At 73.8% G+C, this 20,809-nt stretch carries 19 protein-coding genes and 1 pseudogene; 7 read left to right on the forward strand and 13 right to left on the reverse strand.

All coding sequences use genetic code 11. The features are described 5' to 3' along the window. Positions 1–26: 26 nt before the first annotated feature. Positions 27–272, reverse strand: a complete 246-nt coding sequence (locus AB0D10_RS05825; protein ID WP_360251900.1) for a hypothetical protein — start codon at positions 270–272, stop codon at positions 27–29. Positions 273–447: 175 nt separating this feature from the next. On the opposite strand from AB0D10_RS05825, the gene AB0D10_RS05830 reads away from it, so the two are divergent. The 3 genes from AB0D10_RS05830 to AB0D10_RS05840 all read left to right on the forward strand — a co-directional run bounded on the left by AB0D10_RS05830 (position 448) and on the right by AB0D10_RS05840 (position 2,422). Then, positions 448–1,173 carry a DUF2625 family protein gene (locus tag AB0D10_RS05830; protein ID WP_360251903.1) on the forward strand — a complete coding sequence of 242 codons (726 nt, stop codon included), beginning with the start codon at positions 448–450 and terminating at the stop codon, positions 1,171–1,173. A 69-nt stretch (positions 1,174–1,242) separates the two neighbouring features. Then, positions 1,243–1,812 (forward strand): hypothetical protein, encoded by a 570-nt coding sequence (locus tag AB0D10_RS05835; protein ID WP_360251906.1) that lies wholly within the window; start codon positions 1,243–1,245, stop codon positions 1,810–1,812. A 253-nt stretch (positions 1,813–2,065) separates the two neighbouring features. Beyond that, positions 2,066–2,422, forward strand: coding sequence for a hypothetical protein (locus AB0D10_RS05840; protein WP_360251909.1), 357 nt, complete (start codon positions 2,066–2,068; stop codon positions 2,420–2,422). Between the two features lie 130 nt (positions 2,423–2,552). Here the strand turns inward: AB0D10_RS05840 and AB0D10_RS05845 are convergent, their stop codons facing one another. The 5 genes from AB0D10_RS05845 to AB0D10_RS05865 all read right to left on the reverse strand — a co-directional run bounded on the left by AB0D10_RS05845 (position 2,553) and on the right by AB0D10_RS05865 (position 9,083). Then, positions 2,553–3,272 (reverse strand): hypothetical protein, encoded by a 720-nt coding sequence (locus AB0D10_RS05845; RefSeq protein ID WP_360251912.1) that lies wholly within the window; start codon positions 3,270–3,272, stop codon positions 2,553–2,555. 168 nt (positions 3,273–3,440) lie between these two features. Continuing rightward, positions 3,441–4,571, reverse strand: coding sequence for a nucleotide disphospho-sugar-binding domain-containing protein (locus AB0D10_RS05850; protein WP_360251915.1), 1,131 nt, complete (start codon positions 4,569–4,571; stop codon positions 3,441–3,443). Positions 4,572–4,599: 28 nt separating this feature from the next. Beyond that, positions 4,600–5,982, reverse strand: coding sequence for an ATP-grasp domain-containing protein (locus AB0D10_RS05855; RefSeq protein ID WP_360251917.1), 1,383 nt, complete (start codon positions 5,980–5,982; stop codon positions 4,600–4,602). 187 nt (positions 5,983–6,169) lie between these two features. Next, complete coding sequence (locus tag AB0D10_RS05860) at positions 6,170–8,257, reverse strand: PEP/pyruvate-binding domain-containing protein (RefSeq protein WP_360251920.1); 2,088 nt, start codon at positions 8,255–8,257, stop codon at positions 6,170–6,172. 334 nt (positions 8,258–8,591) lie between these two features. Beyond that, positions 8,592–9,083, reverse strand: coding sequence for an FBP domain-containing protein (locus tag AB0D10_RS05865; RefSeq protein ID WP_360252429.1), 492 nt, complete (start codon positions 9,081–9,083; stop codon positions 8,592–8,594). 126 nt (positions 9,084–9,209) lie between these two features. Here AB0D10_RS05865 and AB0D10_RS05870 point away from each other — a divergent pair, with 126 nt between their 5' ends. From AB0D10_RS05870 to AB0D10_RS05880, 3 genes are all read left to right on the forward strand, one after another. Continuing rightward, positions 9,210–10,013, forward strand: coding sequence for a glycerophosphodiester phosphodiesterase (locus tag AB0D10_RS05870; protein WP_360251923.1), 804 nt, complete (start codon positions 9,210–9,212; stop codon positions 10,011–10,013). Between the two features lie 107 nt (positions 10,014–10,120). Then, positions 10,121–11,434 carry an MFS transporter gene (locus tag AB0D10_RS05875; RefSeq protein ID WP_360252432.1) on the forward strand — a complete coding sequence of 438 codons (1,314 nt, stop codon included), beginning with the start codon at positions 10,121–10,123 and terminating at the stop codon, positions 11,432–11,434. Between the two features lie 247 nt (positions 11,435–11,681). Continuing rightward, positions 11,682–13,070, forward strand: a complete 1,389-nt coding sequence (locus AB0D10_RS05880) for an NUDIX hydrolase (protein ID WP_360251926.1) — start codon at positions 11,682–11,684, stop codon at positions 13,068–13,070. Positions 13,071–13,135: 65 nt separating this feature from the next. On the opposite strand, the gene AB0D10_RS05885 is transcribed toward AB0D10_RS05880, so the two are convergent. Both AB0D10_RS05885 and AB0D10_RS05890 read right to left on the reverse strand, forming a co-directional pair. Continuing rightward, the gene (locus tag AB0D10_RS05885; protein ID WP_360251929.1) at positions 13,136–13,501 is read right to left on the reverse strand and encodes a hypothetical protein; all 366 of its coding nucleotides are present in this window, start codon (positions 13,499–13,501) and stop codon (positions 13,136–13,138) included. A 459-nt stretch (positions 13,502–13,960) separates the two neighbouring features. Further along, the gene (locus AB0D10_RS05890; RefSeq protein WP_360251932.1) at positions 13,961–14,545 is read right to left on the reverse strand and encodes a CGNR zinc finger domain-containing protein; all 585 of its coding nucleotides are present in this window, start codon (positions 14,543–14,545) and stop codon (positions 13,961–13,963) included. 80 nt (positions 14,546–14,625) lie between these two features. Between AB0D10_RS05890 and AB0D10_RS05895 the strand changes: the two genes are divergently transcribed. Next, positions 14,626–16,212 (forward strand): FAD-dependent monooxygenase, encoded by a 1,587-nt coding sequence (locus AB0D10_RS05895; RefSeq protein ID WP_360251935.1) that lies wholly within the window; start codon positions 14,626–14,628, stop codon positions 16,210–16,212. 48 nt (positions 16,213–16,260) lie between these two features. Here the strand turns inward: AB0D10_RS05895 and AB0D10_RS05900 are convergent, their stop codons facing one another. The 5 genes and pseudogenes from AB0D10_RS05900 to AB0D10_RS05920 all read right to left on the reverse strand — a co-directional run. After that, entirely contained in the window at positions 16,261–16,899 is a 639-nt protein-coding gene (locus AB0D10_RS05900) for a response regulator transcription factor (RefSeq protein WP_360251938.1), read from the reverse strand. Next, positions 16,896–18,173 (reverse strand): sensor histidine kinase, encoded by a 1,278-nt coding sequence (locus AB0D10_RS05905; RefSeq protein ID WP_360251941.1) that lies wholly within the window; start codon positions 18,171–18,173, stop codon positions 16,896–16,898. Before AB0D10_RS05905 ends, AB0D10_RS05900 begins: the two co-directional genes overlap by 4 nt. A 97-nt stretch (positions 18,174–18,270) precedes the next feature. Continuing rightward, positions 18,271–18,999 (reverse strand): ABC transporter permease, encoded by a 729-nt coding sequence (locus tag AB0D10_RS05910; protein ID WP_360252435.1) that lies wholly within the window; start codon positions 18,997–18,999, stop codon positions 18,271–18,273. Between the two features lie 53 nt (positions 19,000–19,052). Beyond that, positions 19,053–19,940, reverse strand: a complete 888-nt coding sequence (locus AB0D10_RS05915) for an ABC transporter ATP-binding protein (RefSeq protein ID WP_360251944.1) — start codon at positions 19,938–19,940, stop codon at positions 19,053–19,055. Between the two features lie 479 nt (positions 19,941–20,419). Next, positions 20,420–20,809 (reverse strand): annotated as a pseudogene (locus AB0D10_RS05920) (hypothetical protein); the annotation flags it as partial.

Below are 20,809 nucleotides of genomic sequence, written 5' to 3' on the forward strand. Positions count from 1 at the left end.
CCGGGACGCCCCCGGCTGTCGGTCCGTCAGTAGTCGGGCAGGTCGAAGGCGGTGGCGGCGCGGAGGGCCGCCTCCGGCTCCGGCCCGACGGCCGTGCCGTCCCTCGGTCGGTCGCGCCCGTCGCCGTCGTAGCGGGTGGTCGGCTCCAGGACGGCCTGGCTGGCCGCCACGTGGCCGCGCAGCCGCCGCTCGTAGACCGGGTACGCGGTGCCGTGGTCGCCGTCCGCCGCGTGCAGCTCGCCGGCCAGGACGTAGGCGGCGGTCAGGGCCACGCTGGTGCCCTGGCCGGTGAACGGGGAGCACGCGGCCCCCGCGCACGACCGGGCTGCGCTCGTCCGGCAGATCGGCCGCCGGGAGGAGCTGCGGCGCGCGTCCTCGCGGCGCCGGTGGCGATCAGGGCGTGACCCCGCCCGCCGCAACACCCCAGCGCGGTGCGATCATCCTCGGATGCGCGCGATCGACGAACTGACCGAGGTGGACGATCCGGCGTGGCCGGAGCTGCAGGCGGCGCTCGCGGGGAGTCCGGTGCCCGCCCGGGTGCTGCCCGCCGACCGCGAGGAGGGGCGCCGCTGCCTGCTGCAGTTGCAGGTCACCGCCCGTTCCGTGCTCGGCTCCCTGGTGCTGAACACCGGCGGAATGCTCCTGGACCACGGCTGGGTGCGCGTCTTCGGCGGCGGCCCGGCCGCGGAGGGCGGCCTGCCGAGCCTGGGGCAGGTCAACGGGTTCCCCGGCGCGTTCGACCCGGCCTGGCACCCGGCGACCGGTCTGGTGGTCGGCCACGACGCCGTGGGCGGCGTCTTCACGCTCAACGGCCACGACCCCGCGGCGGCGGGCCGTCCGGGCGTGCCGGGGCAGATGACCTACTTCGCCCCCGACACACTGGAGTGGGAGGCCCTGGACATGGGCCACTCCGCCTGGGTGTCCTGGCTCCTCTCGGGCGGCCCGGAGGCGTTCTACGAGGGGCTGCGCTGGCCCGGCTGGCGTACCGAGGCCGGGGAGCTCGCCCCCTCGCAGGGCATCACCGTCTACCCGTTCCTGTGGTCCGAGGAGGCGCAGACGGACCTCTCCGCCACGACCCGGCGGGCCGTGCCGATGCGCGAAGTCCTCGGGGTCGCGGCCGAGTTCGCGGGACGGCTGGGGCCGGGCGACCCGGGCTTCCTCGGCGCCGTGTAGGGCGGGCCGCGGCATCGGATGGCGTAGTACTTCTCGCGCCGCCCTTGGGGGTTGAGAAGACTGACCAGCGTGTCCTCCACCGTGAACGCCGGAACCTCCCGCCACGAGCGGGTCCTTGTCGACGCGCTGCGGGCTGCGGCCTCACGCGGCGCGCTGACCGCCGAGGCCGTGGTCCTCGCCCAGGGGCGGCTGCAGAGCCCGTCCCCCTGGCCGGCCGGCATGCCCCGCCGGGGCAACGGCGGCGCCAGCTTCCGCAACGCCTGGCGCATCGCGCGCAGGTCGCCCGCCCTGGCGTACGTCGAGGGCTACGTGATCGAGGACGACGGCGCCGTGACCCACCACGCCTGGTGCGTGGACGGCGACGGCCACGCCCTCGACCCGACCTGGCCCGACGGTCGCGCCCGCGCCTACGCGGGCATCGGCATGGCCCTGCCGTGGGTCGCGGCCGTCCAACTGCGCACCTGCACCCGGACCCGGTTCCCCGGCGTCCTGGACCCGGCGGTCCAGCACACCCGGGACGCGGACCGCGTCCTGACGTACGGCGTTCCGGTGGAGGCGCTGCTCCGGCTCGGCCGGGAGCTGCCGGCCGGATCGGTGTCCCGCCCGCCGGGGGCCCGGCTGCCCGACCTGGTCGCCTGAGCCGACGGTCGCCCGCCGGGGTGAACGGGCAGGGCGAACGGGCAGGGCGAACGGGCGGGGCCAACAGGCGGGGTGGACGGGCGGAGTGGACGGGGCCGGAACCGGAGCGGACGTACGGGCGGGCCGCCGGGCACCTCCGGGCCGTACCCGGCGGGTCGTGGGTCGGACCCCGCTCCACCGCACGGCACCGACAACTCACCTCCCCCGCAGTAGGCTTCCGCACGAGTGCCGTCGACGGGGAGGGGTCGGAATCATGCTCGGCTGGTGGATCGGCGTGACGGAACTGGCCCCCGAGGAGATCGACCGGGCCGGCCGCGAGCAGTTCCGGGCGGCGCTCCTCGCGACGTGGGAGGTCGGCGTGAGCGGGATCGGCTGGGTCGAGGAATTGGTGGCCGCGGGCAAGGCCGAACAGCTGCTGCACGGCGGCTACCCGAACCGCTACACGGCCCGTGCGGAGCACGTCCTGCCGCTGTTCGCCGCCGGCGCGGTGCCGGGTGCCGGTTCCGGGCCGTTCTCCCGGGTGATCCGCGCGATGGAGTCGGATCCGGAGCGGATCGCCGCGTGTCCGGCCGACCGGTTGTTGACGATCCAGGCCTGGGACCTGTCCTGAGCTCGCCGGGGTAGGTGACGGCGGGCACGCGCGCCTCGGATGTTCGGCGCGCCGGCTCTTCGGTGTGCCGCTCTTCGGTGTGCCAGGTCTTCGGTGTGCCGGGCTCAGCGCCCCTTCCCTGAGCCGGAGTTCACGTCCGGACATCGGGATCGGCGAGGCGGGACGGCGGCCGGGCCCCACCGGCGACCGGTGGCGCCCAGGGCCCGACAGCGGTCGTCGCCGACGGCGGTGGCGGTGGCGCCCAGGCCGTCGGCTCGGGCAGGAATTCGAACGGGTGGCCGCCCCGGTCGATGACGACCGTGCCGCTGCGCCCGGCGCTGGTCCAGTCGAGTTCGAGGTGCCAGTCGACCTCGAACGACGAGCGGGGTGCGATCGCGAACAGCTCCGGGTCACCGTTGGTGACCGTGTAGGGGAAGTCAGGAACCCCCGGAGATGCCGCGACGAGCAGCGGGGATTCGGCGTCCAGATCGACCTCGAAGCCCCGCTCCCCGAGGGGTGCGGCCATCCCGGCGGTGATGGCGGCCGGACGCGCCGGCCTGCGCGCGTCGATGACGGGCCGCAGCCCGCGCAGCACGACCGCCTGCGCCGTGAGACCCTCGACCAGCACCTTCACCCCGACGCAGACGTTCCTCAACCGCTGGTCGTCGGCCTCGTAGGAGACGAAGGTGCTGCTGGTGCCGAACAGCTCGACGGAGACCACCGGAGCCACACCCTGGTGCCGAACGCCGTCGGGCCCCACGTGGATGTCACCGATGATCATGTCCGCCTGGATCACCGGGCCGTTGACCTCACCACTGATCCGGTTGACGGTTCGGAAGCCGCGCGAGTGCTCCGGGCCCTGCTCGGGCATGTCTGGTTCCTCCCCCGTCCGACGGCCGGACCGCTCGGTCGGCAGCCTCGCACAGGGACGGCCCGACGGGAAGTGGCCCCGCCGGGAGGCCCGGAGTGGCCCACCGGGCCCGGCCGGCGGGGGTCCTGGCCCCCGCCGACCGGCCTCGGCCCGGCTGTCCCGGCGGCCTCAGCCGACGAGACCCGCGAGGCGTTCCGCCACCTCCACCGGGCCCGGCATCGCCGCGATCTCGGCACTGACCTCGCGGGCTGTCCGGGCCAGGGCCGCGTCGGTGAGCAGGCGGTCCAGGAGTTCCGGGCCGATCTCCTCGGCGCCCGCGCTGAGACCGGCGCCGCGGTCGCGGACCGCCTCGGCGTTGATGAAGCGGTCGGAGCCGTCGGGCAGGGCGAGTTGCGGGACGCCCGCGTCGAGGGCGGCGAGCGCGGTGCCGCTGCCGCCGTGGTGGATCGCGGCGGCGCTGGTGCCCAGCAGGGCCCGCCAGGGTACCCAGCCGTACGCGTGGACGTTGTCGGGCAGGGTGCCGAGCGTGGCGAGGTCGAGTTCGCCGGTGGCCAGGACGAAGTCGGCGTCGACCTCGGCGGCGGCCGCGATCACCCGCTCGATCCTGGTCAGGCCGTCGGTCTTGGGCGGTACGGTGCCGAGCGTGACCGCCACCCGCGGGCGGTGGGCGGTTGCGGCCAGGGGCTCGGGGAGGGCGCCTTCGCCGTTGTAGGCGACGGGCCGCAGCGTGCAGCCGTACCGTTCGGCCCCGGCCATGCTCGGCGGGGCGAGGTCGACGGTGGTGGCCGGTTCGGGCAGTGGGTCGATTCCGTGTCGGGCGAAGGTGTCGGCCATCTCCGCGAGCATCAGCGCGCGCAGCCCGGGGGTGCGGACGAATCCGAGGTCGTGCTGGACGGCGGGCACGCCCAGGGCGGTCGCCGCGAGGAGGGCGACCGGGAACAGGTACTCGTGGATCACCAGGTCGGGCCGCCACCGCGCGGCGAGGTCGACGGTCGCGTCGGCCACCCTGCTGTTGACGTGGGCGGCCAGCGGGACGAACGCCTCGCGGTCGGCCGCGTTGGTCTCGACGACCCGCCGCATCAGGTCGGGCCGCTCGGTGCGGCCGGCCTCCCGGATCTCCCGGCGCCAGTCGACGCCGGGGGCGAGCGGCAGGTAGGGCAGCCCGGACTCGGCGACCGGCTCGCCGCCGTCCATCGAGGCCACCGCGACCTCGTGGCCGAGTTCGCGCATCGCCCGGGCCAACGGGACCAGCGGGAAGAGATGGCCGACGCCGGGCGCGCCGGCGAACAGTACACGCATCGGATTCCTCAGCAGGGGACGGACGGGATCAGCGGTCGGCGGCCGGGTCGGCGGCCTGGTCGGCGGCGCGGTGCAGGGCCGCTTCCAGGCCGTTCAGCACCGCGTTGCAGTCGCGCTGCAGGGTGTCGGCGTCGACGGCGCTGAGCAGGTAGACCCCGAGCCAGTTGCGAGAACCCGCGGAGGGGTCGAAGGCGGGCACCGGCTGCCCGGCCGGCATGGCGAAGCCGGGGACGGCCTCGATGATGCTGCCCGGGGACAGCAGGCTCGACCAGTCCACGGCCCGGGGGTTCCACACCGGCCGGGTGCGCCAGGGCAGGCCGAACGCGTCGGCCGGGACGACGGCGACCGAGGCGGCGGCCCGGACCCCCTCGGTGAGCATGGCCTCGGGGTAGTCGACCGGCTCGCCGAGCAGCTGGCGGACGAGCATCCCGATCGGGTCGAGTCCGAACACCTCGTGGACCTGCCGGGTCGTCAGCAGGCCGCCGAAGCGGGCCGCGGTCTCGATGACCACCAGCTCGCCGTCCTTCATCAGCTTGAGCTCGGTGTGGGTGCCGCAGTTCTCCAGGCCGAGCGCGTCGACGGCCTGCCGCGAGACCTCCTCGATCCGGCGTTGCAGCGGCACCGCCATGACGGAGGGCGAGGTGCTGGCCACCTCGACGAAGGACGGCACGGTCGGCAGTTTGGCGGTGATGGCCAGCGGACGGTACACGCCGTCCGCGACGATCCCCTCCACGCTCACGTAGTCGCCGTAGCCGGGCTCCTCGTACCAGCCCTCGGTGGATCCCTGGGCGATCTCCTCGACCAGTCGGTCCCGGTCGGTGTCCGGGGCGTAGAGCTCGTTCATGCCGACCCGGCTGCCGGCCTGCAGTCCGCGCTCGATCTCGCCCCACGCCGGGGCGGCGTCCGCGGCGGAGTCGAGCACGATCTGGGCGACCGAACCGGCGCCCCAGGCGGGCTTGAGCAGCAGCGGGGGCGTGAACTCGGCCAGCGCGGCGTCCAGGTCCGCGAGGCTGTCGACCCGGCGGAACCCGGGGATCGGCACCCCTGCGGCGGCCCAGGCCTCCCGCATCAGCCGCTTGTCACGGGCCCGGACGATCCCCTCGCCCGGTCCGGCCAGGCCGAGCCGGCTCGCGGCGTGCGCGACGGCCAGCACCGCGAACTCCGAGAGCGTCAGCACCGCGTCGGCGCCGATGGACTCGGCGTGCTCCACGATCAGGTCGACCAGGGCGTCGCCGCGCGGCGCCTCCGGGACCAGCTCGATGCCGGTGCAGCGGGGCCGCCACACCTCCTCGGCGGTGGTGGGCAGCGGCGCCAGCGCGAGGACGTGCAGTTCCCCGCAGTCGGCGATCCGGGGGAAGGCGTACTCGAGCGGGGCTCCGCCCTTGACGTAGACGTACAGGATCCGTTTCACGGTGCTTTCTCCTGAAGGAAGTTCACTCGGCCCGGGGCACGGTCGGCCCCGGGCCCGGTCGGCCGGTGCGGCCGCGGGTGATGCGGTTGCGGGCGGTGCGCTCGCGGGCGGCGACGGTCGCACGGCCGGGCGGGGGCCACCGCCCGGCCGTGGGTCGGCCGGCCGTGGCGGCGCGCCCGGCCCGGGGTCAGCCGGCGGTGCGGAAGGGCCGCAGCTGCAGCAGGTTGACCCGGTCGCCCTCGATCGCCCACTCGATGTCGATCGGGGCGGAGTGGCTCTCGTCGGGCGAGAAGTGCGACTGCAGCAGCCGGCTGATCAGGGCGAGCCGGCCCACGACCTCCTTGGTCGCGGTGTCCAGGTCGGCGGCGGCGGTGCCCAGCGAGACGGTGCGGCTGCCGCCCTCCATGGTGTTGCAGAGGTACTGGAGCGGGGCTCCCTCGCCGGTGACCACCTCGGTCACCGAGCGCGGCGAGATGTTGAGGTAGACGCTGCGGAAGTCCCGCGGGCTCAGCGGGTTGCAGGTGACCAGGACGCCGCCGACGGTGGCGCCGACCTGTTCCTGGACGACCACGCCCATGCGGCAGTGGTCCAGCGGGATGCCGGCCTGGTGCCGCAGCCGTACGGCGCGCGGCGACAGCAGCGAGGCCCACACCTCCCGGACCGCGTCGGCGACCGCGTCCGTGCCGCTGACGTGCGCCACCGACTCGTAGAGTCCGGCGGCCGAGAAGCCGGCCAGGTCCTCGGCGTTGGAGGAGCTCCGGACGACCAGGACGGGCGCGCCGTACAGGTGCCGGTCGAGTGCCCGGTCGATCTCGGTGCGGACCGGGTCGGGCAGCGGGGTGGTGCGGATCAGCCGCTGCGCGTCGAGGCAGAGTCCGTCGACGCCCGCCGTCCCGTCCCGGGGCGCGGGATCGTCCCCGAGCACGGAGTCGTCCCCGAGCGCGGAGTCGTCCCCGAGCGCGGAGTCGAGCCGGTCGAGGGCCTCGCGCAGTTCCGGCGAGGAGTCCAGGAAGTGCTGCTGGAGGGAGAACGGCAGCACGATCCCGCGCGGCACGTGGGCGTACTCCTTCACCAGGCGCTGCGCGGCGCAGTCCAGCTCGGCGGCGTCCGCGTCCTCCGGGAGGCCGAGTTGCCGGGCGAGGTAGCGCAGCAGGTTGTCGCGGGGCGGCCGCGGGACGCGGTAGAACCCGAGCCAGCGCGGGGAGCCGTGCTGCAGCAGGTGGGTGAGTTCGCCGAGGTTGGCGGCCTTGGTGCCGAAGCGGACGTGGTCGCCGGCCCGCAGTTCGGTGAGCGGGGTGACGGGGGTGGGCGTGAGGTCGGGCAGGTCCACGGTGACCCGTTCCCCCGGTGCCGGTTCCGGCCGGTCGCCGGCCGCACGCGGCGGCGCGGCGTCGAGGTGGAGGTCGGTGGCGTCGGTGTCGACCCGGTAGTGGACCCACCCGCCGGCCAGTCCGGCCCGCTCGATCCGGTCGAGGGCGCCGATGCCGACGGCGTTGGGGATCCGCCACCCGGCGGCCATCACGTTGATGTGGGAGAGCGGGGTGGTGTGTTCGGTGTGGATGATGCCGGACACCCGGGGGACGTCCTCGGGCACCCGGGGCATCACCACGATGTCGTGCCACGCCAGCGGCTCGGGGTCGGCCCGGTACTCCGCCTCGGAGCGGAACACCCGCAGCCGCCCGTGGGCCTGTCCGGGGTTCAGCGGCACGAACGCGGCCGTGGAGTAGAGCTCGTGGGACAGGACGCGCGGTATCTCGCTCTCCGGGATCGCGGCGACGTAGCCCTCCTGCCGGTGGTTGGCCGGCTTGAGGACCAGCGGCAGCGACGGGTCGATGTGCTCGCGGACCCGGTGGTAGAAGGAGCGCAGCATGTCCGCGGACATGGTGTCGACGTCGACGGTCTCCAGCGAGAGGAAGGCGTCGGCCGCCCGGCCGTCGTCCGTTTCCGCGGCCGAACCGCCCCGGGTGTGCAGGGCGAGGGTGCCGAGTTGGAAACGGCGGTCGGGATTCCGGTAGACATCGTCATTGAACGAATCAAGCCGACCGGCGAGTTCGTCGATCGTCATGCCGAGGATCTCGCACGCGATGTAGCGGACGTGGAGCGTGCCGTCCGCGCCGTCGATGAAGTGCAGCACCGACTCGGCGCGGTCGAGCACGATTTTCACATAGGGGTAGCCGCCGACGTTGCCGGCGAGCTCGGAGAACTCCTGGAGGGCGAGACTTCCGCCGGTGAGGCGGGGCCGCGTGGTCGCTTCGTTGCGATCCGAACGGGTCATGCGCACAGTTCAGCCATTCGTCATCGTGTACACGATCGGTGTGCACCAGGTCAGAAGGTGGTACGGCTACACACACACTGCCATCAAATCCGAACTTCTGACGAATAGTCAGATGACATCAAGCCACTGCGCAGCATTTCGGCCATGAAATCGGCCACTGTCGAAAAGTGCGACAGGTATTCCCGCTGTGGCCGAGGTCACAAGATAAAGACACCCGATCGATCGCGGGGCGCGAAATGCCCCCGAAATGTTGATTCCTGCACGACCTCTGACGCGGAAGTCCGCCTCGCCCGAAACTCTGTCATGTCCAGTATCAAAAGAAATCATGCACGGGTCATGCCGTGACCTTCGCGATGAACGCGGCGAGATTGGCGACGGATCGCCGGACCTTCTCCTCCCGCGTGAGCGACTCGTGTACGACCACGCCCGCGCCGGCGTCCTTCAGCCCCCGGACGTACAGCGGGCAGGCGAGGTCACTGCAGATGTAGGCCCCCACGGAGTTGCCCTGCTGCCCGGCCCTACCCGCCTTCGCGGCGACCATCAGCGAGACCCCGCCGGTGTGAGTGGTCACGCAGATCGAGCACATGCTGCGCCGCGCCTGCCAGGAGGCCGCGGCGGGGCTGCGCAGCGCAACGGCCGCCGGACGGCCGTCCAGCTCGGTGGCGAGGTAGGCCCGGTCGGGGGCCTGCGGGTCCCGCCAGCCGAGGAAGTCGAGATCCCCCCAGGGGCGTTCGGCCAGGTCGCGGGGGACGTGCAGGCGCTTGGCCTCGCCCTTGGTGCAGTTCAGGAACGCGGCACGGATCTCTGCTTCGGTCAGCGGCTTCATCGCGGCAGGGGCGGCGAGGACACGCATTACCGCTTGACAGAGTGCGTAATACTGTAACGCGCGCGCTCCGGGACGGCGGCGGAGCGGACGACGCGGCCTCCCCTTTCCTGCAGCTCGGAGCACCACATGCACGCCTTCCTCGACCATCCGGGGCCGCTGGCCTTCGCGCACCGGGGCGGCGACCTCGGGCATCCCGAGAACTCGCTGGCGGCGTTCGAGGCCGCCGTCGCGCTCGGGTACCGCTACCTGGAGACGGACGTGCACGCCACCCGCGACGGCGTACTGGTGGCGTTCCACGACTCCCGACTCGACCGGGTCACCGACCGCGCCGGAACGGTGGCGGAGCTGCCCTGGGAGACCGTCAGGCAGGCCCGGATCGGCGGCACCGAACCGGTGCCGCTGCTGGAGGACCTGCTCGACGCGTTCCCCGGGGCCCGCTTCAACATCGACGTCAAGGCGGCGCCGGCCGTCGCCCCGCTGGTCGAGGCGGTCCGCCGGACCGGCGCCTGGGACCGGGTCTGCGTCGGCGGCTTCTCCGACAGCCGACTGGCCGCCGTCCGCGCCGCCGCCGGCCCCCGGCTCGCCACCTCGCTCGGCCCGCGCGAGGTGGCCCGGCTGCGGCTGCGCTCGCTGGCCGGGCCGCTGCTGCCCGGGCGCGGGGCGCCGTACGCCGGGATCTGCGCGCAGGTGCCGGAGCGGCACCGGGGCGTACGGGTCGTCGACCGGGCCTTCGTCAGGGCCGCCCACCGCCTCGGCCTGCAGGTCCACGTCTGGACTGTGGACGATCCCACACGGATCAGGGCTCTCCTCGACCTCGGTGTGGATGGCATCATGGCCGATCGCATCGACGTCCTCCGGGACGTCCTCGGCGAGCGCGGCTGCTGGACGGACGGCAGTACCGGCTCCAGCACGGTGATGGGGAACCCATGAGCACCACGAACTCGGCGACGCACCTGCCGGACGATCCACCGGCCGGCCCGGCAGCCGACCCGGCGACCACCCCGGCGGACGACGCCGACAGCCGGGCCCTGCGCCGGATGCAGTTCGGCTGGTACATCAACGACTGGGCGAACGCCGCCTTCTCCGCCACCGTCCTGACGGTGTTCCTCGGGCCGTACCTGACCTCGGTGGCCAAGAACGCCGCCGACGCCTCCGGGGACGTGCACCCGCTCGGGCTGTCGATCCGCGCAGGATCGTTCTTCCCGTACACGGTCTCCTTCTCCGTGCTGGTCTCGGTCGCGGTGATGCTGCTGACCGGCACCGTCGCCGACCGCACCGGGCGGCACAAGGAACTGATGTGCGGTTTCGCGTACGTCGGGGCGCTCGCCACGGTGGGGATGTTCTTCCTCGACGGCGACCGCTACCTCCTCGGCGGCGCGCTGCTGGTGGTCGCCAACATCGCGTACGCGGTGTCGGTCGCGCTGTCCTACGCCTACCTCCCCGGCCTGGCCGCGCCCGACGAACGGGACGCCGTCTCCTCCAAGGGCTGGGCCTACGGCTACGCGGGCGGCGGACTGCTGCTGATCGCCAACCTGGCGCTGTTCGAGGGCCACGACGCGCTCGGTGTCTCCTCCGGCACGGCCGTGCGGATCTGCCTGGCCTCGGCCGGGCTGTGGTGGGCCCTGTTCACGATCGTCCCCATGCTGCGGCTGCCCTCCCGGGCCGGCCTCACGCCCGAGCGGGCCGCGGCCAAGGCCGACCAGCCCGCCGCCGGGAGCCTGCGCGAACTCGGCCGCACCCTGAAGGGCATGCGCAAGCACCCGCTCACGCTGCTCTACCTCGCCGCCTTCCTCTGCTACAACGACGGCATCCAGACCGTCGTCTCCCAGGCCTCGCTCTACGGCAGCGAGGAACTCGGCATGGAGCAGACCTCCCTGGTCACCGCCGTCCTCCTGGTCCAGGTGGTGGCGATCGGCGGCGCCCTGCTGCTCGGCCGGATCGCCCAGCGGCACGGCGCCAAGCGGACCATCCTGGGCTCGCTGGTCGGCTGGGTGATCACCCTCGCCCTCGGCTACTTCATGCCCGCCCACCAGCCCGCCTGGTTCTACGCGCTGGCCTGCATGATCGGCCTGGTCCTCGGCGGCAGCCAGGCGCTCTCGCGCTCGCTGTTCTCCCACCTCATCCCGGCCGGCCGGGAGGCCGAGTACTTCAGCCTCTACAAGGTCAGCGACCGCGGCACCAGCTGGATGGGCCCGCTGGTGTTCGGCCTCGCATACCAGATCACCGGCAGCTACCGCTCGGCGATCATCTCGCTGCTGGTGTTCTTCGTGATCGGCTTCGCGGTGCTCGTGAAGGTCCCGCTCCGCCGCGCCATCGAGGCGGTCGGCAACCCGGTGCCCGAGCGGCTCTGACGGGCGGTCGCCGGGATCCCCCGGCAATCCGGTTCTCCGGTTATCCGGTCCTTCGGCTCTCCGAAGGGCCGGATTTCCTTTTCCCGGTCAGGAGAGCGGCCGGGCCCGGTTCCACCCGGCGGCACCGGGGTCGTCGCGGCCGCCGCCCCCTGCCGGCGACCGGCGGACCGGGCGCGGCACCCGTTGCGGCCGCCGGCGGGGTGGGTAGGGCACCGGCTGGAAACGACCCTACGGAAGGCGGCACACCGTGATCGACTACGACCTCCTGGCCCGACGGGCGCTCGCCCTGGGATTCGATCGACTGGCCGTCGGCGTGGTCGTCCTCGACGCCTCCGGACGGGTGCTGGTGCTGCGCCGCCGCGCCGACGACGCGCTCCCCGGGTTCTGGGACTACCCGGCCGGCGGCCTGGAACCCGGCGAGGCCGTACGGGCCGGCGCGCTGCGCGAGCTGGTCGAGGAGACCGGCATCACGGCCGGCCCCGAGGACCTGGAGTACCTGCGGACGCTGGACTTCACCGACGCCGGGGGCCGCAGGTTCCGCCAGTTCGTCTTCACCACCACCGTGCCCGACGGCACCCCGGTGACCCTCACCGAGCACGACCGCTTCGCCTGGGCCGACCTCGCCGACCCGCCGCCGACCAGCGACGGCTACCGCGACGTCCTCGCCTTCGTGCACCGGCACCGGGCACAGCCCGGCTGGCGGCCGATCAGCCGGTACGTGCGCGACATCGCCCTGTCCAACCTGTACGGGTCGTTCTACTTCACCGACTCCGCCGGGCGGGCGCTGTGCCTGCGCAACGCCCTCGACCCGGACCGCTGGCAGTTCCCCGGCGGCGACACCGACCCCGGCGAATCCCCGTGGGACACCGCGCTGCGCGAGGCCCGGGAGGAACTCGGCCTCGACCTCGCGGCCGAGAACCCCGAGGTCGTCGCCCGCCAACAGCTGCTCGCCGTGGTGCACTTCTCCCCCGGCGCCTACTGGCCGCTGCACCAGACCGGCCACGTCTTCTGGGGCGGACGGCTCGACGACGGGCAACTGCGCCGGATCCGGCTCTCCCACGAGCACACCGAATGGGCCACCCGGAGCCTGCACGACTGGCACTCCGTCATGCGGCCGGCCGACTACGGCCGGCTGCTGCTGGTCGACCGCGCCCGCCGCTCCGGCCTCACCCTCTACGGCGAGCGCCCGGCGACCGGCGCCGTCGACCGGCACGGCGTCGCACGGGACTTCGAGGGCGTCGTCGCGTTCGTGACCGGCCCGGACGGCGGACGCCTCCTGCTGAACCTGCGCGACGACGGGCCGGGCACCGCTCACCCCGGCCTGTGGACCGCGATCGGCGGTCGGCGCGAGGGCCGGGAGACCGCGTACGAGACCGGCGCGCGGGAGGTGCTGGAGCAGGCCGGCGTCCGGGTCGACGGGCTGCGTGCCCTCCCCGACCCCCGGCACCCCGGCCTCCACGAGTCCACCGTCGTGCTCCACGGGACGTACGCCGGGCCGGAGTCCGGCCTGGTCCTCAGCGGGGGCCGGGCCGTCCGCCTGGTCCCCCTCGACGAGCTGCGCGGGCTGCGGACCCCGGCGTACCTGGCGCACTATCTCCCGCAACTCGCCCGGCCCGCCCGGCCCGACGGCCGGTAGCGGTGGCCCTGGCCGGGGAGGTTCCGGGGCGGGCCTCCCCCGAAGAGGCCCGCCCCGTACCTCCGTCAGCAGCCGATGTAGCGCATGGTGACGCTGGTGAAGTGCGTCCCCGACGGGGCGTAGAGCGTGATGGCGCGGGACTTCCCCTTGCCGCCCGCCCAATCGCTGTCCACGTAGCCCCCGTTGGAGAGGTTGCCGCGCACGAACGGACAGCGGCCGTCCGCCTTGGTGTCGTGCACCGTCCCGACGACCTTGGTGTTGTAGTTGCACCACTTCCCGTTCGCGTAGCCCTCGGCGGAGCTGATGCTCCAGTTCTGGGTGCAGGAGTCGGCGGCCGGGGCGGCGTGGGCGCCCGCGACCGGGAACAGCAGGGCGGCGAGGGTCAGGGCGGCGACGGCGGTTCCGGGCGCGACGAGTCGGCGCATGGACATGGCGGTACCTCCAGGCAGGGAGTGCGGTGGACGACCGGGCCGGGAGCGACATCCGGACACGCGGTACAACCGACGCGCCGCCCGCCCCCGACGGTCCACCGAGCCTGACGTACACGAACGACCACCGTCAACGGCGCCGCCCGGCGCACGGGCCGCGCACCTCGCCCCGACCGCCCCGGAACGCCCCTCACACCCCACCGGCCCGCCCCGCACCGACGCAACCACACCCGGCGGTCGGCCTGTTGTGCGACCACGGGCCGTGAGTTCGACACCCGCGCCCCGGACAGGGCTTAGCCGGCGGGGGCCGACGGGTCGTCCGGAGTGTCGGCGGCGGGTTCGGTGCTACGCCACCAACGGCTGCGGCGGCTACATGGGCGAGATCCTGCAGCACTGACGCACCGACGGACCCTGACTCCCGGCCCCGGACGCCCGCACCCCCGCAGGGCGGCCGGGGCCGGGTCATGCGCCGCCGGGCCCCGGCGTCGAGTCCGCCGCCCGCTGGGCCCGGTGGGCGGCTACGCGGACGCGGGTGGCGCAGCGGGGGCTGCAGTAGCGCTGCGGGGTGCGGCGACCGGTGTCGATGAAGTGACGCCCGCAGCCGGGGGCGGCGCACCGCCCCCAGGCGCAGGTGCCGCGCTCGCTGAGCCAGAGGCCGAGGGCGAGGGCGGCGGTGGAGAGCAGCCAGTGGGTGAGGCCGGCGTCGGCGGGGGCCCGGGTGTGCATCGACCACGGGCGGCCGGGCAGGCGGACGAGGCGGGGGCGGGCCGGGTGGCGGTCGAGCAGGTCGTTGATCGCCTCGGCGGCCCGGTCGGGGTCGTCGGTGTCGAGGACGGCGATCACCTCGGCGGTGGCCTCGCGCAGTTCGCGGGCGTCGGCGTCGGTGAGCCGGAAGGGCGGGCCGCCGTGGCGTTCCAGGAGTGCCCGGAGGTCGGCGGCGCTCGTGCCGGGGTCCTCGCGGACGGTGTTGGCGAGGTCGGTGAGGAAGTGGAGGCCGCGGGGGTTGCCGTCCTCGGGGTCCTGGGGCTCGGGCCGGGTCTGCGCCATGGGGTCGCCTTCGTCTCGGGTGGTCGCCTCTCCACCATGGTAACGTCAAATTGAATCAATGAGCGTTACGGAGGGGTGGCATGCGAAACCCGGCGGTGTTCCCGGAGACAACGTCCGTCCTCGTCGTCGGCGGGGGTCCGGTCGGGCTGACCCTGTCGGTCCTGCTGTCCGGGTACGGCGTGCCACACCTGCTGGCCGAGGCCCACCCGGGCACCTCGCGCCACCCCAAGGCCCGTGGGGTGTCGGCGCGTTCGATGGAGCTGTTCCGGCGGTGCGGCCTGGAGGAGGAGGTCCGGCGGGCCGGGCTCCCGGCGGAGCAGGTGTCCTTCTACCGCGGCCGCGACCTGGTCGACCCGGACTTCGTCCGCACCGGCGTCACGGCGGCGGACGGGAGCCCCGCACGCACCCCCTCCCCCGGGCTGATCTGCTCCCAGGACGCGCTGGAGCCCGTCCTGTTCCGACGCGCCCGCGAACTCTCCCCGGACGCCGTACGGTTCGACACCCGGCTGGTGTCCTTCACCGAGCAGGACGACGGCGTGCACGCGCTCCTGGAGGACCGCGCCACCGGCAACCGGCACACCGTGCGCGCGGACTGGCTGGTCGGCTGCGACGGCGCGGCGAGCACCGTCCGGGAGACAGCCGGGATCCCGATGGAGGGGCCGACCGGCCTCGGCCACTACCTCAGCGTCCGCTTCGAAGCCCCGCTCGGCGAGGTCGTCGCGGACCGCGCCAGCGCCTCGTACTTCCTCACCGCGCCGGGCCGCGGCGGCTTCCTCGCCGTCGACAACGACCGGCACTGGATCTACCAACACCCCTACGACCCCGAGGACGAGGACGCCACGGCGCTCCCGACCGACCACCGCCGCCTGGCCGCACTCGTCCGGGACGCCGCCGGACTGCCGGACCTGCCGGTCGCCGTCCGCGACACCATGACCTGGCGCATGGACGCCCGGCTCGCCGCGGCCTACCGCCGCTCCCAGGTCCTGCTCGCGGGCGACGCCGCCCACGTGGTGCCCCCGACCGGTGGGCACGGCATGAACACCGGCCTCGGCGACGCGGACAACCTGGCCTGGAAGCTCGCGGCGGTCGTCGCCGGAACGGCGGGCGAGGCGCTGCTGGACACGTACGAGGCCGAGCGCCGCCCGGTGGCCCGGCAGGTCATCGAGATCTCGCTCGCCAACTCCCGTGCACGGACGAGCTACCGGATCGACGACGAGCTGCTGCTGACGGCCGCCTACCGCTCCGCCGCCGTCCTGTCCGACCCACAGGACCCCGCCCGGCCACCACTGGACCCGGACCGCGCACGGCCCGGCGGCGAAGACCCCAACGGCACGCACCTCGACGGCGTGCCCGGCACCCGGCTCCCCCACCTGCGGCTGACCGACCCGCCCGGGCCCGCGTCCGCCCTGGACCTGGTCGGGCCCGGGTTCACCCTGCTGGCACCCGCCGGGGAGGCCGCCTGGCAGCGGCAGGCGGACGCCGCCGCCGCGGCCGGTCTGCCCGTCGCGGTCCGTCCACTGCCGACGGCGTTCGTCTCGCGGTGCGCAGCGCTCCTCGTCCGCCCCGACGGCCACATCGCCTGGCGGGCCCCGCACCCGCCCGCCGACGACGCGCTCCTGCTCACCGTCCTGCGAGGAATCTTTTCTGCGGGCGAGGGCCACTCGTGAGACCGGGCCCGGGCGCCGGGGCGGCCCGGCGTCCGGGCCGTCCCGGCGTCAGGTCACCAGCCCGCGCCGGAATGCCTCGCCGACGGCGCCCGCCCGGTCGCGCACACCGAGCTTGTCGTAGATGCGCAGCAGGTGCGTCTTGACGCTGGCCTCGCTGACGAACAGGTCGTTCGCCACCTCCTTGTTGGAGGCCCCGTGCGCGACCAGGCGCAGCACGTCGAGCTCGCGCGCGCTGAGCACGCCGCTGCCCGGTCGCCGCACCCGGTCCATCAGGCGCTTGGTGATGGCCGGGGACAGCACCGCCTCGCCGCGCGCGGCCACCCGGGCGGCGCGCAGGAGTTCCTCGGTGGGCGCGTCCTTCAGCAGGTAGCTGGTGGCGCCGGCCTCGATGGCGGGCAGCACGTCGTTGTCGGTGTCGAAGGTGGTGAGCACCAGGACGCGGACGTCCGGTGCCGTCCGGCCGAGCCGCTGGATGGCGGTGACGCCGTCCATCACGGGCATCCGCAGGTCCATCAGGACCAGGTCGGGCCTCAGCTCCGGGACGAGGTCGAGGGCTTCCGCGCCGTTGCCGGCCTCGCCGACCACCTCGAACTCGGGGCTCCCGGTGAACGCGCCGCGCAGGCCGTCCCGCACGATCGGATGGTCGTCGACGATCAACAGCCGTACCGGTGGCGGCTGTTCGTTCATTCGCCCGCTCCCCGCCTGATCGCGGGCACGCTCGCGTTGACGGCGGTGCCCGCGCCCGGTGCGCTCTCCACGGTCAGCGTCCCCAGCACCCGCTCCAGCCGCTGCCGCAGGCCGGGGAGGCCGTAGCCGGAGCCATAGCCGGAGCCTCCGGGTGGCGGGTCCGTCTGGCCGGTCAGGGCGAGCGCGTCGAAGCCGACCCCGTCGTCGCGGACGTCCAGCATGACGGTGTCCTCCAGGTAGGAAATGGTCAGCCCGACCCTACTGGCCGCGGCGTGCTTGGCGACGTTGGTGAGCGCCTCCTGGGCCACCCGGAAGAGCGCCACCTCGATCTCGGTCAGCAAGGGCACCGGGTCCCCGGTGGCCTCGACCGACGCGGGGACGCCGTGCAGGGCCGACCAGCGCCGGGCGAGGTCGTGGACGGCGCCGGGCAGATGGGCCTCGTCCAGTTCCACCGGCCGCAGCGCCGCCACCGACCGGCGGGCCGCCGCGAGGCCCTCCCGGGCCAGTGTCCGGGCCTGCTCCAGGTGCCAGTCCCGCCGGTCGGGCCGCTCCCGGGCCCGGTCGGCGGCCTGGAGCTGGGTGACGATGCCCGCCAGACCCTGGGCGATGGTGTCGTGGATCTCCCGGGCCATCCGCTGCCGCTCGTCCTGGACACCGGCCTCCCGGGCCTGGGTGAGCAGTTGGGCGTGCAGGCCGTTGTTCTCCGCGATGACGCTCTTCAGCCGGGCGACCAGCCGACGACGCTCCTCACTGCGCTCGTTGAAACGGTACGAGAGGTTGCCGAACACGCCGATCAGCAGCGTCTGCAGGCACACCGAGGCGGCGGCGACCGCGATCCGCTTCGAGGTGTCGGGGATCCCGCCGGGGATCAGGTTGACCATCAACGAGGTGGCACCGACGCTGACGAAGGCCCACTGCGGCGGCAGCAGGTCGTACGCCTGGACGAAGCCGATCACGGCGAACACGAAGAAGATCGGGTGCTGCGTCATCAGCACCGCGGCCAGGACCTGCTGGACCGCCACGTACGTCAGCATCGGCCCGGTGCGGGCGCTCCACTCCCGCGGGCGCAGGGTGTACATGGCGAGCGTCCACACCGTGGTCACCGCCACCAGGGGGACGACCGTCAGCCGCGCGTTCGCCGCGCCCTCGTCGGGCTGCAGGAAGCTCAGCACGGTGGCCACGGCCAGCAGCACCAGGGGCAGCGGGGCGAGGTAGCGGCGGACCCCGGCCAGGTCGATCGGTTCGTCGCTCGTCGCGCTCGTCGCGGTCGTCATGATCGTCCCCCAGCCCCTCGTGCCCTGCGACCCTACGTGACCCCGCCGCCCCACCGGCCCCACCGGCTGACCGGCTGACCGGCTGACCGGCCCTCACCTACTCCCAGCGGAAGAGCCGGGCCGCCGCGACCCCGAGGACCACCGCGTACGCGGCCAGGACCAGCAGGGCGGCCGGGGCCGGCCAGTCGCCCCTCGCCGCATCGCCGAACGCCACCACGGAGGCGCCCAGCGGCGTGTAGTCCCCGATCCGGTTGACCGCCTCCGGCATCTGCTCGCGCGGCACGTAGAGCCCGGCGAAGAACATCAACGGGAAGAAGAGCATGCTGCCCGCGCCGGTGGCGGCCCTCCCCGTGCGGATCACCGCGGCCAGGAACAGTCCGATGGCGAGGACCGCCGGCCCGGAGAACACGAAGGCCAGCAGGAACCCACCCGGATTGGCGGGCAGTCGGACGTCCCAGAGCAGCGCCGCGGTGCCGAGCACCGCGGCGGTGGCGGTGGCCACGACCGTCGTCTGGACCACGAGTTGGGCGACCAGGACGCGCGCCGGGCCCACCGGCGTGGTCGACAGCCGCCGCAGCACGCCCTTCTCCCGGTAGCCCACCAGGTACGTCGGGGTGATGAACAGTCCGGTCAGCGCGAAGGACAGCACCACCAGGACGGGCGTGAAGTAGTCGATGCCGCGCCGCCCGAGTTCCGCACCGACCTCGCGGGAGGACGGGACACTGCCGATGATCACCACCAGGGCGACCGGGAAGAGCAGCGTCCAGAAGTACGCGGCCGGATCGCGCAGGAAGAGCTTGAACTCCACGAGGGTGAGCCGCTTCATCGCCCGCACCGGGTCTCCTTCGGTCGTTTCGAGGTGCTCATGGAGTCACCCGGCTACCGGGCCGGGGGGTCGGAGCGGCGTCCGGTCAGGGCGAGGAAGGCGTCCTCCAGTCCGGCCGGTTCGGCCCGCAGGTCCGCCGCCACGATCCCGCGCCGCGCCAGAGCCGAGGCCACCGCGTACACCAGGTTGCCGGTGCCCGTGACCACCACCTGCGCGCCGTGCCGCTCCACCGAGGTCACCTCCGGCAGTGCGGCGAGGAGTCCGTCGTCGAGCGTGCTGGTGGGCCGGAAGCGCACCCGCTGCTCGGCGTTCACCGCGGCGACCAGCCCGGCCGGGGTGTCCAGCGCCACGATCCGGCCGCGGTCGACGACGGCGAGCCGGTCGCAGAGCCGCTCCGCCTCCTCCAGGAAGTGCGTGACCAGAATGACGGTGATGCCCCGGTCACGGACCCGCTCGACCAGCTGCCAGGTGTCCCGCCGGGCCGACGGGTCCAGCCCGGTGGTCAGCTCGTCCAGCACCGCGACCCTCGGGTCGCCGACCAGCGCCAGCCCGATCGACAACCGCTGCCGCTGCCCGCCGGACAGCCGGCCGAACGGGCTGTCCGCCTCCTCCGTCAAGTCCAGCAGGTCGAGCAGCTCACGCCAGTCGGCGGGCTCCTCGTAGAAGGAGGCGTACAGCTCCATCGCCTCGGCGACCCGCAGCTTCTCCGGCAGTTCACTGCTCTGCAACTGCACGCCCAGGACCCGGCGCAGCCCGGCCGCGTCCCGCCACGGATCCAGCCCGAGCACCGAGATGCTGCCGCCGTCCGGCACCCGCAGACCGGCGACGCACTCCACCGTCGTGGTCTTCCCGGCCCCGTTCGGGCCGAGGACACCGAAGATCTCGCCCTCCCCGACCTCGAAGGAGATGCCGTCCACGACGGTCTTCCGGCCGTACCGCACCCGCAGCTCCGACACCACGACCGCCGGCCCGCCACCGGACGCCCCCGGCCTCACCGGTTCCGCCCGGCGTCCGCCCGGTGCCGGTTCCACCCGGTGTCCGGCCCCCGCCGGTTCGCTGTCACCCTGGTCCGTCCGGTCCATCCGGTCCGCCTGGCTCGCACGCCCCTCGCCTCCCCGCGTCCTCCGCTTTCCGCCCAGTCTCCGGCGCCCGCCGCAGCCCGCGGATCCACCGTCCGACAACCGAACGGTGGAACCTCCGACGATCGAACGGTGGACACCGGGAGTCGGACGGCGGGGCGGCTCCGGGCCGGCGGGCCCTCCTCCGTGAACGACACCAGGGCCTCCCGGCGGCGGGAGGACGAGGGCGCACCCCCGAGCCGCCGAGAGGCCCTGCCCTCACGCGCGGACCGCCGGAAGGTCACCTGGTGGGGCGGCCTGCCGGAACCGACACGTTCCGGGTTCGTCGAGGGTCAGGCCGGTCAGGCCTTCCTGATGGTGTAGACGACGCCGCTGCCGACGCAACTGCTGCTGCTGTACTGGCTCGCGACGACCCACCCCGCCGGAATGGGGGAGAAGGAACACACGGTGGCGTACGTCTGCGTGGTGATCTTGCCGATGGCGTAGGCGACACCGGTGCCGCGGCAGCCGCTGCTGCTGTACGAGCTGGTGACGACCCAGCCCGCCGGGATCGGCGACATCGAACACACCGTGGCGGACGTCTGGTTGGCCGTGTTACCGATCGAATAGGCCACACCCGTACCGGCGCAGCCGCTGCTGCTGTACGAACTCGTGATCACCCACCCCGCCGGGATCGGCGACATCGAACACACCGTCGCGGACGTCTGGTTGGCCGTATTACCGATCGAGTA

The organism is Kitasatospora sp. NPDC048545 (assembly GCF_040651155.1).
Taxonomy (GTDB): domain Bacteria; phylum Actinomycetota; class Actinomycetes; order Streptomycetales; family Streptomycetaceae; genus Kitasatospora.

Coding starts and splice junctions, on each gene's coding strand:
- AB0D10_RS05875 (WP_360252432.1), top strand. CDS start 10,121: ATGCAGTTCGGCTGGTACATCAACGACTGGGCGAACGCCGCCTTCTCC.
- AB0D10_RS05845 (WP_360251912.1), bottom strand. CDS start 3,272: ATGCCCGAGCAGGGCCCGGAGCACTCGCGCGGCTTCCGAACCGTCAAC.
- AB0D10_RS05885 (WP_360251929.1), bottom strand. CDS start 13,501: ATGTCCATGCGCCGACTCGTCGCGCCCGGAACCGCCGTCGCCGCCCTG.
- AB0D10_RS05840 (WP_360251909.1), top strand. CDS start 2,066: ATGCTCGGCTGGTGGATCGGCGTGACGGAACTGGCCCCCGAGGAGATC.
- AB0D10_RS05865 (WP_360252429.1), bottom strand. CDS start 9,083: ATGAAGCCGCTGACCGAAGCAGAGATCCGTGCCGCGTTCCTGAACTGC.
- AB0D10_RS05895 (WP_360251935.1), top strand. CDS start 14,626: ATGCGAAACCCGGCGGTGTTCCCGGAGACAACGTCCGTCCTCGTCGTC.
- AB0D10_RS05860 (WP_360251920.1), bottom strand. CDS start 8,257: ATGACCCGTTCGGATCGCAACGAAGCGACCACGCGGCCCCGCCTCACC.
- AB0D10_RS05890 (WP_360251932.1), bottom strand. CDS start 14,545: ATGGCGCAGACCCGGCCCGAGCCCCAGGACCCCGAGGACGGCAACCCC.
- AB0D10_RS05830 (WP_360251903.1), top strand. CDS start 448: ATGCGCGCGATCGACGAACTGACCGAGGTGGACGATCCGGCGTGGCCG.
- AB0D10_RS05850 (WP_360251915.1), bottom strand. CDS start 4,571: ATGCGTGTACTGTTCGCCGGCGCGCCCGGCGTCGGCCATCTCTTCCCG.
- AB0D10_RS05910 (WP_360252435.1), bottom strand. CDS start 18,999: ATGAAGCGGCTCACCCTCGTGGAGTTCAAGCTCTTCCTGCGCGATCCG.
- AB0D10_RS05905 (WP_360251941.1), bottom strand. CDS start 18,173: ATGACGACCGCGACGAGCGCGACGAGCGACGAACCGATCGACCTGGCC.
- AB0D10_RS05900 (WP_360251938.1), bottom strand. CDS start 16,899: ATGAACGAACAGCCGCCACCGGTACGGCTGTTGATCGTCGACGACCAT.
- AB0D10_RS05870 (WP_360251923.1), top strand. CDS start 9,210: ATGCACGCCTTCCTCGACCATCCGGGGCCGCTGGCCTTCGCGCACCGG.